The organism is Candidatus Krumholzibacteriia bacterium, from assembly GCA_035649275.1.
Lineage (GTDB): Bacteria > Krumholzibacteriota > Krumholzibacteriia.
Map to the genome: position 1 here is coordinate 1 of DASRJW010000080.1, position 13,537 is coordinate 13,537.

Consider the following 13,537-nt stretch of genomic DNA (forward strand, 5'->3'; position numbering starts at 1 on the left):
GTGGCCTGGGGCCTGATCTTCGCCGTTCCCTTCCTGCTCGCTCGCAGGGGTGACGCGGTCCACGCCATCCTGGTGACCACACTGCACGAATACATGCCGTTCATCGTCTTGCTCTGGGCGCTGTTCACCGTGGCCGGTGGCATCGTCCTGCGCGGCACCATGTCGGGGACACCGCGCGCCAATCTGGCGCTGCTCTTCGCCGGCACCCTCGTCGCCTCCTGGGTGGGCACCACCGGGGCCTCGATGCTGCTGATCCAGCCGCTGCTGCGCGGCCTGGAGCGCCGGCAGCAGCGGGCTCACACCGTCATCTTTTTCATTTTTCTGGTGAGCAACATCGGCGACGTGCTCACGCCGCTGGGAGATCCGCCGCTGTTCCTGGGATTCCTGAATGGCGTGCCCTTCTTCTGGACCTTGCACCTCTGGCCGCAGTTCTTTTTCCTGCTCGTCGTGCTCTTGCCCCTCTACTACGGGATCGATCGCCGCGCCTTCCTCCGTGAAGGCTCCGCCTCGGCCGCCAGCCTTCGACAAGGCCCCGTTCACCTCGTCCCGACGCCGCACGAGCCCCTCCGCCTCGAAGGGCTGGTGAACCTGCCGCTCTTGCTCGCCATCCTCGCCAGCGTCCTGCTCTCGGGTCTGGTGCATCTGCGCGCGGTCGAGTTCCTGGGCATTCGTTTCGAGCTGCAAGACCTGCTGCGCGATGCGGCACTGGTGCTCATCGGCCTCGCCTCCCTACGGCTCACGCCGCGGCCCCTGCGCGCGGCGAACCAGTTCACTTGGGCTCCCATGCGCGAGGTGGCCTGGCTCTTCGCCGGCATCTTCATGACCATGATCCCGGCGCTCGCCATCCTCCTCGCCGGCGAGCGCGGCGCCTTGGCGCCCCTCGTCCAGCACGTGGATCTGCCCGGCGAGTACTTCTGGGTCACCGGTGCTTTCTCCTCGGTCCTGGACAACGCGCCGACCTACCTCACCTTCCTGAGCGCCGCGATCGGTGCCCACTTCCCGGGGTGGACGCCGCACGAGGCCGTGCACCGGTTGAGCACGGAACAGGGAACTCTGCTCGCCGCCATCTCCTGCGGCGCGGTCTTCATGGGCGCCAACACTTACATCGGCAACGCTCCGAACTTCATGGTACGATCCATCGCGGAGGAACGCGGCGTGGCCATGCCCAGTTTCCTCGGTTACCTCTTTCGCTGGTCCTTGCCGCTCCTGGTGCCGGTGTTCGTGCTCCTGACCCTCGTCTTCTTCCGCTGAGAACGCGACGGAGGCGGCGTGAGCGCCTGCGTGAAGATCACCCTGGAAACCGACCCGCTGTTGGTTCGCGGTTTTCTGCACGGCTGGTGCACTGCCCGAGGCGAGCTGCGCGGCGTGCTGGAGGTGCACGAACGCTGCCGGCAGTACGAACGGGTGCGCATCGAGGAAGTCGTCCTGCACTTGGGCGGGAGCCCTCAGGGAGGGAACTGATGTCCGAACTGCATGGGCGCGTCGCCGCCCTCGCTCGACGCACGGTCCAGAACAACCTCTGGCGGCAGCGCCGCTGCTTCAACCTGATCCCCTCGGAAACGACCCCGAGCCTTCTGGTCAAGCTGTGCGAGATCGCCGACCCAGCGGGTCGCTACGCCGAGCACCGCACCCTGAAGGGGCGGGAGATCTACTTCTACCAGGGCACCGATTTCATCCAGGAAGTGGAAGAGGAGGCGCGCCGCGAAATCTGCCGCTTCTTCGCCTGCGAGGAGGCGGAGCTGCGCCCTATCAGTGGCCAGATGGCCAACGAGGTCGTCTTCAAGGCGATGCTGCGCTGGCGCAGCACCGAGTCCGGCGGCAAGGCGCCGCGACGCTTGCGGCAGGTTTTGAACAACGACCTCACCAAGGGCGGCCACCTGAGCGCACAGCCCATGGGCGCCCTGTTCCACTGCATCGATTTCGACCCGGAGACAGGACGCGAGCGGGTCGTGCATTTCCCCTTGCGCGCCGACAACCCCTACCGCACCGATCTCTCACAGCTCGGTGAGCTGCTGCAGGAACACAGGCCGGAACTCGTCGTCTTCGGCAAGAGCATGTTCCTCTACCCGGAGCCGGTGCGCGAGGTGGCGACGATGGTGCGCGACCGGGAACCGCGCCCGCTGCTGCACTACGACATGGCCCATGTGCTCGGCCTCTACGGCGCCTTCCAGGCGCCCCTCGAGGAGGGCGCCGACGTGGTGACCGGGAGCACCCACAAGACCTTCTTCGGCCCGCAGCGGGGCGTCGTGGTTTCCAACTTCGACAAGGAGTCGCCGCTGCGCAAGCTCTGGTTGGAGATCAAGAGCCGCGCCTTCCCTGGTTCCACCAGCAATCACCATCTGGGTACGCTCCTCGGCCTGCTGCTGGCAACGTACGAGATGAATGCCTTCAAGGGGGAGTATCAGAAGGCGGTGCTGCGCAACGCCCGCGCCTTCGCTCGCGCCCTGGACGCAGCCGGGCTGCAAGTGGAAGGCGATCGCGCCGACGGCTTCACCCACACTCACCAGGTGCTGCTGCGCGTCCGCGCCCACGGCACCGGCGAGGAGGTCGCCCGGCGGCTGGAGCAGAACAACATCCTCACCAACTACCAGGCGCTGCCCGACGACACGAGCTTCATCGACTCGAGCGGCATCCGTCTCGGCGTGCAAGAGATGACCCGCTTCGGCCTCGCCGAGCCCGACTTCGAGCGTCTGGCCTACCACATCGCCGCGGTCGTGCTGCACGGGAAGGACGTGAGCGGCGAGGTGGCGCGTGACCGCGAGCGCTTCCTGCTCATGCGCTACTGCCTGCCCCCGGAGGAGACGCTCCCCGTTGCCGGCGAACTGCTCGCTTCGATCCTGCCGAGCAGCGATTATGCCCAGCGCTTCGGCGAAGCCTTGCAACGCGCCGGTCGCGCGCTCGAGGCTTGACCTGTCAGGTCCCGGGCCCAGCAGTGGCAGCGCCGGTGAACCATCGCGCGAGCGGCAGATCTCAGATGCACTTGGTGCAAGGGCGCGCTAGCGGCCGTCCTGGAAGCGCCGGTTCGCTGCTTCGAAGCGCCTGCGGGTGGCTTCGACGTCCCAGGGCCGTTCCCGCAGCGACTCCGGATCCCATTCGCTGCGTGGCACGCCGAAGAAGTCTCCCCCGTAGATGTGGATGGCGCCGGTGAGGCGCTCGATGGGGTTGGTCACGGAGTGGATCGCTTCCTTCCCGAGAGGGAACACTTCCTTCTCCGACAGCGATGCCGCTCTCACCGCTTCGACCTCCGCTCCGGTTTTCTTCCAGAGGATGTTGTCCTCCCGGCCTGTATAGATGCCGATCGAGGCCCACATGTTGTGATTGTGGGGCAAGAGCACCATGAGCGGGGCCCAGACCACATTGAGAATGGTCAGATCATCGGCCCGGTACAGCGTGTGGAGCCCGGCTTCCGACGGTTCCCCGAGGCCGAGGAGGACCGACCTGGGTTCCGCGACAGCGCGAGCGAGTACCTCATCCACGGCCTTCTGGCTGTGCGCTTCACCTCGGGCACGCTTTACTTCGTCGATGAACCGATCGACATCGAACCTTGCCTGCACGGCTCTCCTTGGAGTGTCATGGTCGTCAGCGCGCAGTCCATGCTTCGTTCCCAGAATCAGTGTACTCCCTGGCCTGCGCCTTGATCATCCTGCCTCTCGACTGCAGGGCCAGCCGCCGGCCGGGAGCGGCGACTCGGCGCCACCCTCCATCGTACCCGTCGCCGTGCCGCGACCCTGGAGCGAGATGCAGCAGCTCTTCAGGGTGCGCTGTCGCCGCTCTCCACGATGTCGAGGATCCAGGACCGGCCCGCCGTGGCGTGTGGCCAGCCGAGGGTGGTGATGCCGAGAGCCGCCACCTGCAGCAGCTCGACCCGCGTGATCCCTTGTCGCAGGGCGCGGCGCGTGTGCGAGTGCACTGCGCCCTGCTCGCGCGCCCCGAGAGCGAGCGCCAGCTTCACCAGCCGCTGCGTCTTCTTGTCCAGGGGGCCAGTGGCTGCGGCCTTCTCCTCCAAGTGCGTGTACGCATCCCACAGTTCGGGATGCTCGGCCCGGATCCCCTCGATGATGTCCGGCAGCTTCTCCGCCATGGCGATCCTCCTCGTGTTCGCAGCCTACGGGCGTGACGTCCCGCCCGTCGGAGCCGTGACTCTGGCTTCAGCCGAAGTCGCGCTCTTCCAGCTCCTCGTCGCTGAAGCCGAAATAGTGCCCCACCTCGTGGAACACGGTGATGCGGATCTGCTCGATGAGCTCGTCGCGACTCGTGGCGACGTGTTCCAGGTTGTGCTGGAAAAGATGGATGCGGTCGGGTAGCGCGGGCCGCCCGGACAGGCCATCGCGCTCGGGCAGGGGCACCCCTTCGTACAAGCCGAGGAGGAGAGGGTCGAGGGGCGGCGACTCGGAACGCAACACCTCGAGCGGCGGCACCGGCGCCAACAAGAGCGCCACCTCTCCGGCCAGGGCATTCTGGAATTGCTCTGGGATCTCTGCCGCCGCTTGCGCCACCAGGGAGTGGAATTCCGCCTCGCTCACCCGATGGGGCAGCGGGAACTCTTCCGGATCCAGCTTCTGCGCCCGACGGGCGAGGGCGTCGGCCTTCTTCAGGTCGCCGTCGCGCTCGGCGAGGCGGCAGAGGATCTCCAGGGCGTCCGCGTTGACCTCCAGAGTCATGGAGCGCGTCGCTGCCTCCCCGGCCGCCTCGAACTCCGTGAGGGCCAGACGAACGTTCGCCAAGTCCGCCCACAACATTCCGGATTGTGGCGCCAGCTGCACTGCGGTCTCGAAGGCGGCGCGGGCTGCTTCCACCTCATCCATGGACCAGAGGGCCTCGCCATAGGCGGCCTGTACGTCCGGATCGGTGGGAAACCGCCGGGCTGCCTTCGCCGCCAGGTTGACCGCCTGCTCGTAGTCGCCTTCTTGGAGTGCCGCTTCGATGTTCTGAAGCGCGTCGTCGGCGCTGGTTCCCATGCAGACCTCATGAAACGCGGTCGAATGAAATGTCCCGGTGGGTGGAGACACCCGCCAAGAGCCTGTCGCGATCGTGCCCTCGGCGCCAGGCCGCGCGACTGCACCGGCGGGGAGCATTCTGACTAGTCCGCGGCTCTCGCCGCAAGCAACCCCCTCTTGTCTCGGCCTGCGGCGTTGGCTAACTTTCTTGACGACACCACTTCCCGAAGCGGAGGCCCGCACATGCGCATTCCCGCTGCACCGGTCTCGGCCGGCGCCCGCTTGGCTCTAGGCCTGTTCTCGGCGGCCACGGCCCTCGTGGTCGCGGCGCCGGCGCCCGCCCTGCGGGGAGCACGGGAGACGCTCGACCTCGCCGCGGCTGCGCCGGCAACGCCGGCCGGGACGTCGCCTGCGTCCTCGTCGCCTGCCACGCCGCCGCCTGCCGCAGCGTCGCAAACGCCCTCTCCCCCTCCCGCCCCGGCGCCGTCCGGGGCGGCGGCGTACCGTTTGCTGGAGAACCGGCTCACGGCACGGGAGCCCTTCAACAACGCTTCCCAGAAGGTGCGGGTCGTGGCTTTCCTGGCGCCGTCCTGCCCGCGCTGTCTCGCGAACGCCGGTGAGCTACAGCGCGAAATCCTGGCGAAGAATCCGTCCGCCGATATCGCCGTCATTCTCATTTGGCTCAAAGTCCTGGACAAGGACGACGAGACCGCCGTGGCGGCAGCGGCGGCGCGATGCAACGACCCGCGGGTGACTCATTTCTGGGATCCGCAGCGGTTGCTCAATGCGCAGCTTCTCGACGCCATCACCTTCGACGTCAATCTGCGCCTCTACGACGTCTTCCTTCTCTACGACAAGAAAGCAGTGTGGGAGAAGCGCCTCCCTCGTCCCGGTTTTTGGATGCACGAGTACAAAGGCGCTCCCGGGCCGTGGTGGAATGTCACGGCCTTCGCGGCCGAAGTGTCCAAGGGACTGCGCGGCGAAGCTTTCACGCCCCCGGTGGAATGATCCTCGTACCCCGCGTTTCCTTACGGGGAGCGGGTTTGCGGGGCGCTTTCCGGACAGCCAGGCCCGGTCCTGACGCCGTCCGCGCGTGTGGAGACGAGTTCTTGTCAGATTTTTGGCCACTCGGCGCGCGGCGCGCCGGCGCAGCGCGTTGCATTCGGCAAGGTGCGCTTGACCGCGCCGCGGCGGTCCCGTGAGAATCCCTCACGGCCGAAGCAGCAAGGAGGCGCTGCACTGACGCCGAGGTGCAGAGGCCCGGCCGACGGGGAGCGCAAAGCTCCCCGTCTTCGTTTTCACGCTGGTTGCTCGCCGTCGATCTCTTTGTCTTCCACCGCAACGGCGAAATCAGCGACGTCGTCGTGGAGAGCGGCGGCCTGCCGCCTCGCTTCGTCGCGCGCGGGGACGCTTGCTTCGCCGCTCGTCGGGCCGCGCTCCTCGGCGACCCTGCGATCGTGACTTCCGCACCGGCACCGCCTGGGAGCTCCGACCAGCACCGGGCCGCCAGAGCGCATCGCTCCGGCCCATGCGGTTGGCGCACCGCGCCATGACGAAGAGGAGATCGGAAAGCCGGTTCAGGTACGGCAGCACTTGCTCGCCCACCGCCTCAGGCTCCATTTCGAGCAGGCGTGCCACCTCGATCTCGGCCCGCCGGCAGACGGTGCGTGCTTGGTGCAGTGCGGCAGCCGAGGCCGTGCCCCCCGGAAGGACGAAGCTCTTGAGCGGCTGCAAGCGCTCGTTGCGCTCGTCGATGGCGGCTTCGAGAACCGCCACCTGCTCCGGCACGATGCGCAGGTGCCGGGCCGAGTCTTCGTGGGCCCGGCGGGGCACGCAGAGATCGGCACCCAGGTCGAAGAGGTCGTTCTGCAGGCGCCGCAACAACTCCCGATCCGCCGCGGCGAGGCCACGCAGTGCGGCAGCGACTCCGAGTACGCTGTTCAGCTCGTCCACCGTGCCGTAGGCCGTGATGCGCCGGTGCGTCTTGGGCACCCGCGTGCCGTCGCCGAGGGACGTCATGCCGCGATCGCCGCCGCGGGTGTAGATGCGCGTCAGCCGTACCATGTGCCTCCTGTTTCAGCCACCCTGCAGCAGCAACTGCCAGCTCGCGGGCAAAGGCGCTTCGACCCGGAGCCGCTCCTCCCGCGTCGGGTGCTCGAACTCGAGCTGCGACGCGTGAAGCGCCAGCATGTTGCCGAGGCGCCGGCGCGAGCCGTAGCGCACGTCACCGACGATGATGGCGCCGCAGGCGGCGAGCTGCACCCGGATCTGGTGCGAGCGACCGGTCTCGGGCTCCACTTCCAGGAGCGCACCGCCGGGGTGCTGGGTCACGACACGATAGCGCAAGCGCGCGAGCCGCGCTCCAGCGTGACGGGCGCCGACCACGCGCGTCCGGTTCGTGGCCTCGTCCTTGGCCAGATGGTGCACGAGGGTTCCGGACGGCGCTTGCGGCGCCTGCTCCACCAGGGCCAGGTAGCGCTTGCCGACGCTGCCGCGCCGGAACTGCTCGGCGAGCCTCGAAGCGGCCTTGCTGGTACGCGCCAGCAGCACCACACCGGAGACCGGCCGATCCAGCCGGTGCACGACGCCGACGAACACGCGTCCGGGTTTGCCATACCGCTGGCGCAAGTACGACCCGGCGGCGTCGGCGAGCGTCGGGTCACCGGTCCGGTCGCCCTGGACCAGCATCCCCGCCGGCTTGTTCAACGCCAGACAATGGTTGTCCTCGAACAGGACTTCGAGCTGCATCGGTCTCCGGAAGGGGGCCGCCCGGCGTCGGACCGTAGCGCCATCGAGACTTTCTCGAAAGGTCTTTTCCCCGCTGGTCTTTCCCGCTGCGCCTTCTTGTTCTCTCGGGGATCTGGTAGAGTTCCCGCTCCAGGGCAACGGCCTCGCGGTCGCGTGCTCGGATCACGGTGGGCGTAGCTCAATTGGCAGAGCCCTAGGTTGTGGTCCTAGTTGTTGTGGGTTCGAGTCCCATCGTCCACCCCATACGAGAAGGCCGCCGGACTTCGGTCCGGCGGCCTTCTTCCTTTCCGACGCTTGCTGCCGAGTAGCTGAGAGGTCTTCGCCGCGCTCGGCATGCTGACCCGCGACGCTGCGGGGCGAAGCTGTACCGGTATCGCACCGGGCAGGAACGGAAGCGCGAAAGCAGGGCTCGAACTCAGGAGCGGGCGCCGGGGAGGCAGCCGAAGCGCCGCTCCCGGGCGCGGAACTCGTCCACGGCGGCGCGCAGGTCGGCGACGCCGAAGTCGGGCCACATCTTCTTGGTGAAGTAGAGCTCGGCGTAGGCGCTTTCCCAGAGGAGGAAATCGCTCAGCCTCTGTTCCCCGCCCGTGCGCACCAGGAGATCCACCGCCGGCGCGGGAAGGCCAGCGGCTTCATCGTCGGCAAGAGCCCGGGCGAAGGCGTCGTGATCGGCGACCCGGTCGCTCTCGGAAGGGCCGGATTCCGTGCAGCCGCCGGCCAGTCGGCGCGCGGCGCGCAGAATGGCGTCCCGCCCGGAATAGTCGATGGCGAGCCGCAGGTGCAGGCCATGGCTGCCCGCGGTCGCGGCGCGGGCCGCGTCCACGGCAGCCCGCAACCCCGGCGACAGCCGATCGCGACGGCCCAGCACCTCGATCCGGATGTCGCGGGCAAGCGCCTCGCCTCGCCAGTCCAAGAGGAAATCGCGGAGCAGGCAGAGCAGCGCGTTCACTTCGCCGATCGGGCGCTTCCAGTTGTCGGAGGAGAAAGCGAAGAGCGTGAGCGTGCCGATCCCGAGAGCCGGCGCTGCCGCCACTAGCTTCCGCACGACTTGTTCGCCCGCACGGTGACCGTCGAGCCGCGGGCGGCCCCGCGCCTCGGCCCAACGGCCGCTGCCATCCATGATGATCGCCACGTGCAGCGCGCCCCGGGGAGGCTCGCCCTCCCATTCGTTGCGGCCTCCGGCCACTCCGTGCCGTGGCGCATCGCTGCTGCGCAGCGCACCACTCCGCCCGGCGCCGCCCGGTTCGAATGCTTCCGGCAACCGCTTCACCCCTGTTTCCGCCGCATGACGCGGATGAGCGCTTCCATGTGGTTGAGATAGCTCTCGAAGGCACGCCGTCCTGCTGGTGTCAGGCGGTAGCGCGTGCGCGGCACCCGGCCCTCGAAATACTTGGTGCACGCGATGTACTGCGCCTCTTCCAACTTGCGCGCGTGCACGCTCAGATTGCCGTCGGTGGCCTGGAGGAGATCCTTGAGCTCGCCGAACGAGAGCGACTCGTTGGCGGCCAGGGCGCTGACGATGCCGAGCCGAATGCGTTCGTGGATGACCCGGTCGAGCTGCTGTGCCTCCCGGTTGGCCACGCGCGCCACGCCGTTCGGCTTCGTCTCCCCCGTGGTCTTGCGTGCGCCGCTGCGCGATGCTCCGCTCTCTCTAGCCACCGTGCCTCCGAGCGATGATCCAACCAAACACCAAGTGCAGGCCGCCGAAGCCGATTGCCATGCAGGCATTGCCCCAGGCCGCCGGCAAGAGCAGCGTCGCCATGCCGAGGAGCATGAAACAAAACCCCATCACCGGCACGACACGGACCGAGAAAGTGCCAGCGGCGACCGTGCCGACGCCATACATGAGGAGCCACATCCCGGGCAACGCGTGCGTCGCCCCCAAGCGGAAGAGCGCCAGCGTCAGCACTCCTCCGGCGAGAATCGGCGGGCCCAGGCCGAAGAGGAACTTGCGACCGGCGCCGCGGAGCAGGGAGAGCCCGACCGCCCGCGCCTTCCGCACCGTGGCCCAGGTCCCGATGGCGGCCGCCACCGCGGCCTCGGCCAGCCAGACACCGAGCCAGGTCGAGGCGCTCGCCTGCTGCGCCGCGATGCCCGCGGCGCCGAACGCAGTCAGACCCACCGCCACACCACCCCATCCCGGGACCGCGGTGAAGGAGGCGGCTCGCTCCATCGTCTGACGGATGAAGCGAAGATCGTTCAGCGCATGGTGGTGCAGCGAACGCGGTTCCGGCACCGGTCGCAGGGGTGGCGGCTGAGCCGACATACAGAAAGGTTGCGCGCTCTCTGGAGTGCTGTCAAGTGCTTTGCGCAACAAAGCCGAGAGCGGCTCCCCGCGCGGCCCAGAAACGCACGGAGGGCGCGCGCGGACGGGCGGGCTGGGTTGCGGGCGGCGGCGAGGAACTCGAAGAGCGAGGGATGCAACCGTCGAGGCGGAAGGCGCGAGTCACGGGTTCATGCGTCAGGGGCGGAAGGCGGGAGTCACAGGTTCAAGTCAAAAGCGGAAAGGGGCTCGAGGCGCACCGGCTCATCGTAATAGGCGGCGCCGAGGCCGATGTCGGTGGTGGTCGCCCGCAGCAGACTGTTGGCCGCCTGCCCGTGCACGAGCCAGCCACCCTTGGGGATGCAGACGAGGCTCGGGTGCACCGCGTCGTCCAGCACCAGCCGCACCTCCATGGTGCCGAGTCGGCTGCGCAGGCGGACGGTCTCGCCTGCCTCGGCCCAGGGCGCCGCGCTCGGATGACAGCGCACCGGCAACGGCCGGCCGGCGATGGGACGCGACCACTGCGACGATTGCGCCTCCGGCGTGGAGAAGGAGCCGAGGGTCAAGGGGAACTCGGGGTCGGAGGTTTCCGGGGCGAGCGAAACTTCCTCGACGAAGTGGAACCTCCCGTCCGGGGTCGGGAACTTCCGGTCGGCGAAGATCACCCGGGGCGCCAGAGGGTTCCGCACCGCGCGCCTCTGCATCTCGTCCAGATCCACCTGGCCGGCCAAGGGCGCGAGCAACCGCTCGCACCACTCCCGTGCCGAGCCGGCCATCCGCGCTCCGAAACCGAGACGGTCGGCCAGAGCCTGGTAGATCTCGAGATCCGACCGGACGCCTTCCGGTCGTCGCGCCACCGGCTGCGCCATCCGCAGATAATGGTGCCCGTAGGCACCCAGCAGATCCTCTTCCTCCAGCATGGTCGTCACCGGTAGCACGACGTGGGCGCAAGACGCGGTGTCGGTCATGAATTGATCGATGACGACGACGAGTTCCCGCGATGCGAGCGCCCGGGCCACGGTGTGGGAATCCGGCAGCATCGCCACGGGATTGCCGTTGTCGACGACGACGGCGCGGACGGGTGGATCGACGGCTTCCAGAATCCCTTGCCCGAGGAGCGGCTCCGGAATGCCGCGACGCGACGCCGGGGCGCCCCAGCGCGCCGTGTCGAAAGCGCGTCGGCGCTTGTAATAAAAAGTAACGCCGCCGCCGGAAACACCGAGGTTGCCGCTCAGGGCGCCGAGGGCATCGAGAAGACGAACGGTGACACCGCCGTGGCGCCGGCGCTGCAGGCCCCACCCCACCTGGATGTTCGCGGGCTTGCCCGTGCCGAAGAGCTCGGCCACCTGCTCCAGCGCCGACGCGGGCACCTCCGCGGCCTGGGCCCAGTCCTCCAGCGAGCGTGAGCGGGCCAGCTCGAGCAGCCGAGCGTGCCCCACCGACCAATCGGGCAGCGTGGGGTCGACCGCATCGTGGGCGTCGAGCCATTGCGCTAGCCCCAAGGCGAGGAAGCGGTCCGTCCCCGGCCGGGGGCGCAGGACGAGATCGACGAAGCGGGCCGTCTTCCCCGGTGCCGGATCGATGAGAACGACGACGGTTCCACGCTTTCGCGCTGCCTTCAGCACTGGCAGCATGTGCACGAAGGAAGTGGTGACCCCCTTGCCCCAGAGCAGAATGCAGCGGCTGTGCAGGAGATCCTCGAGGTCGCTGGAATCGCTCACGCCCATGTCCTGGACTTGCGCCGACTCGCCCGCACCGGAGCAGATGTCGCCCTTCTTCACCCGGGCGCCGCCAAAACACTCGAAGAACCAGTCGTTCACCACCTTGAGCGCGCCGAGGGAACCCCCGGAGCGGTAGTGCAGCACTGCTTCGGGCCCGGACTCGCGACGGATGCGCTCGAGGCCGGCAGCGATGAAGTCCAGGGCCTCGTCCCAGCCCACCTCGGCGAAGGAGCCGTTGTGCCGCAGCAGCGGGCGCACGAGGCGCGACGGGTCATACTGACGCTGCAGGAAGCGGCTGGTGCGTTCGCAGAGGAAGCCGCGGGTGACGGGATGCTCCGGATCGCCGCCGATGGTGAGAACGCGGCCATCTTCCACCGTGGCCACGATGCCGCAGGCATCGGGACAGTCACGATTGCATACGGTGTGCAGCTTGGTGGGCATGCGGGTCTCCGGCACTCCCCAGGGAACGGCGGCAGGCTCTTCGGAGCCGGGCGAGAACATCATCTTACACGCACTTCGGAGAGCGCGCCAGTCGATCCTCCCTCGGCGCGCCGTTTTGCTGTCGCGACGCCCGGTCCGTCGAGGGATATAATCCGTTCCTGCGTGGTCTACGCACTTTTCAGCGCCAGGAGGATCCGCCGTGGAAGCAGCCTATCGCCGTTTCAAGAGCATCGAGACCAACGTCATCCACGCCGGTCAATCGGAGGCGCGACAGGCCGGGGCCGTCGTCTCCCCGATCTTCCAAACGGCGAACTATCTCATGGCAGACGAAGACTCTTACGCGGCGGTGCGCTACATCCGGCTCAACAACTCGCCGAACCACCTCCTCCTGCACCGCCGGCTGGCGGCACTCGAAGGCGGCGAGGATGCCTTGGTGACCGCGAGCGGCATGGCCGCCATCACCAGCGTCCTGCTCAGTTTCGTCGGGGCCGGAGAACACGTGCTCGCCCACCGCGCGCTCTACGGCGGCACGCAGAACTTCCTCAACGACGACGCTCCGGGCCTGCAGATCCAGCACACCCCCATCGACATGGCCGATCCTGCGGGCTGGGAGGCGGGGTTACGCCGCAACACCCGCATCCTCTACGTGGAGAGCATCTCCAACCCGCTGATGGAGGTGGGCGAACTCGAGGCTGCGGTGGCGTTCGCGCGGCAGCACGGTCTGGTCAGTGTCATCGACAACACCTTCGCCACGCCGGTCAACTTCCGGCCCCTCGAGCTCGGCTTCGACCTAGTGGTGCACAGCGCCACCAAGTACCTGAACGGCCACAGCGATATCGTGGCCGGCGTCGTGGTGGGTGCAGCAGAGAAGGTGGAGCGCGTGCGTCACAAGCTGAACCACCTGGGCGGCGCGCTCGACCCGCACGCCTGCTTCCTCCTGGAACGCGGGCTGAAGACGTTGGTGCTCCGGGTGCAGCGGCAGAACGACAACGCTCTGCGCCTGGCGCGCTTCCTCGCCGGCCACCCGCGAGTGCGACGGGTGCAATATCCCGGGCTCGAAACCGACCCGGGGTTCCAGCGCGCCCGCCGGCTCTTCAGCGGTTGCGGCGGCATGCTCTCCTTCTACGCCGCCGACGCTCCGACAGCCGAGCGCATGCTCCAGCGCCTCCGCATCCCCCTGCACGCCGCGAGCCTGGGGTGCACGGAGTCCCTCGTCGTGCGCCCAGCCCGCAGCTCCCATCTCGGCCTGCCGGTGGCGGAGCGCGAGAAGCTCGGCTTGACCGAAGATCTGGTGCGCGTCTCGGTCGGCATCGAGTCGGTGGACGAGCTCTGCGAGGATTTCGCGCAGGCACTGGAAGGCTGAGACGAGACGAGCGTCGATGGCTTCGAGGCGGCGGCTCCTCGCCTCGCCCGGGACCTCGGCGTTT

The 13,537-nt window shown here is 68.2% G+C and carries 13 protein-coding genes, 1 tRNA gene and 1 pseudogene; 6 read left to right on the plus strand and 9 right to left on the minus strand.

Annotation, left to right across the window (positions count from 1 at the left end; genetic code table 11):
* From VFE28_07800 to VFE28_07810, 3 genes are all read left to right on the plus strand, one after another.
* On the plus strand, positions 1 to 1,251 hold a 1,251-nt coding region (locus VFE28_07800; GenBank protein ID HZM15891.1), incomplete at its 5' end, for a sodium:proton antiporter.
* Between the two features lie 18 nt (positions 1,252 to 1,269).
* Positions 1,270 to 1,461 (plus strand): hypothetical protein, encoded by a 192-nt coding sequence (locus tag VFE28_07805; GenBank protein ID HZM15892.1) that lies wholly within the window; start codon positions 1,270 to 1,272, stop codon positions 1,459 to 1,461.
* Complete coding sequence (locus VFE28_07810) at positions 1,461 to 2,909, plus strand: hypothetical protein (GenBank protein ID HZM15893.1); 1,449 nt, start codon at positions 1,461 to 1,463, stop codon at positions 2,907 to 2,909. Before VFE28_07805 ends, VFE28_07810 begins: the two co-directional genes overlap by 1 nt.
* An 87-nt stretch (positions 2,910 to 2,996) precedes the next feature.
* Here the strand turns inward: VFE28_07810 and VFE28_07815 are convergent, their stop codons facing one another.
* From VFE28_07815 to VFE28_07825, 3 genes are all read right to left on the minus strand, one after another.
* Positions 2,997 to 3,554 carry a hypothetical protein gene (locus tag VFE28_07815; GenBank protein HZM15894.1) on the minus strand — a complete coding sequence of 186 codons (558 nt, stop codon included), beginning with the start codon at positions 3,552 to 3,554 and terminating at the stop codon, positions 2,997 to 2,999.
* A 197-nt stretch (positions 3,555 to 3,751) separates the two neighbouring features.
* Positions 3,752 to 4,081, minus strand: a complete 330-nt coding sequence (locus VFE28_07820) for a carboxymuconolactone decarboxylase family protein (GenBank protein ID HZM15895.1) — start codon at positions 4,079 to 4,081, stop codon at positions 3,752 to 3,754.
* Positions 4,082 to 4,148: 67 nt separating this feature from the next.
* Positions 4,149 to 4,958 (minus strand): metallopeptidase family protein, encoded by an 810-nt coding sequence (locus VFE28_07825; GenBank protein ID HZM15896.1) that lies wholly within the window; start codon positions 4,956 to 4,958, stop codon positions 4,149 to 4,151.
* A 222-nt stretch (positions 4,959 to 5,180) separates the two neighbouring features.
* Between VFE28_07825 and VFE28_07830 the strand changes: the two genes are divergently transcribed.
* The gene (locus VFE28_07830) at positions 5,181 to 5,945 is read left to right on the plus strand and encodes a hypothetical protein (protein HZM15897.1); all 765 of its coding nucleotides are present in this window, start codon (positions 5,181 to 5,183) and stop codon (positions 5,943 to 5,945) included.
* A gap of 480 nt (positions 5,946 to 6,425) precedes the next feature.
* On the opposite strand, the pseudogene VFE28_07835 reads toward VFE28_07830, so the two are convergent.
* Both VFE28_07835 and VFE28_07840 read right to left on the minus strand, forming a co-directional pair.
* Positions 6,426 to 7,001: pseudogene (locus VFE28_07835) on the minus strand (cob(I)yrinic acid a,c-diamide adenosyltransferase).
* Between the two features lie 12 nt (positions 7,002 to 7,013).
* A complete protein-coding gene (locus tag VFE28_07840) occupies positions 7,014 to 7,685 on the minus strand; it encodes an RluA family pseudouridine synthase (GenBank protein HZM15898.1) in 672 nt (223 codons plus the stop codon).
* A gap of 167 nt (positions 7,686 to 7,852) precedes the next feature.
* Here VFE28_07840 and VFE28_07845 point away from each other — a divergent pair.
* Positions 7,853 to 7,928, plus strand: a tRNA-His gene (locus VFE28_07845).
* Between the two features lie 172 nt (positions 7,929 to 8,100).
* Here the strand turns inward: VFE28_07845 and uppS are convergent.
* The 4 genes from uppS to VFE28_07865 all read right to left on the minus strand — a co-directional run bounded on the left by uppS (position 8,101) and on the right by VFE28_07865 (position 12,110).
* Positions 8,101 to 8,805, minus strand: coding sequence for a polyprenyl diphosphate synthase (gene uppS, locus VFE28_07850; protein ID HZM15899.1), 705 nt, complete (start codon positions 8,803 to 8,805; stop codon positions 8,101 to 8,103).
* Between the two features lie 146 nt (positions 8,806 to 8,951).
* Positions 8,952 to 9,266, minus strand: a complete 315-nt coding sequence (locus VFE28_07855; GenBank protein HZM15900.1) for a transcriptional regulator — start codon at positions 9,264 to 9,266, stop codon at positions 8,952 to 8,954.
* Between the two features lie 70 nt (positions 9,267 to 9,336).
* Positions 9,337 to 9,807, minus strand: coding sequence for a hypothetical protein (locus tag VFE28_07860; protein ID HZM15901.1), 471 nt, complete (start codon positions 9,805 to 9,807; stop codon positions 9,337 to 9,339).
* Positions 9,808 to 10,166: 359 nt separating this feature from the next.
* Positions 10,167 to 12,110: a molybdopterin-dependent oxidoreductase gene (locus VFE28_07865; GenBank protein ID HZM15902.1), complete on the minus strand. Its 1,944-nt coding sequence runs from the start codon at positions 12,108 to 12,110 to the stop codon at positions 10,167 to 10,169.
* Between the two features lie 199 nt (positions 12,111 to 12,309).
* On the opposite strand from VFE28_07865, the gene VFE28_07870 reads away from it, so the two are divergent.
* Positions 12,310 to 13,473 (plus strand): PLP-dependent aspartate aminotransferase family protein, encoded by a 1,164-nt coding sequence (locus tag VFE28_07870; GenBank protein HZM15903.1) that lies wholly within the window; start codon positions 12,310 to 12,312, stop codon positions 13,471 to 13,473.
* The last annotated feature ends 64 nt before the right edge of the window (positions 13,474 to 13,537 follow it).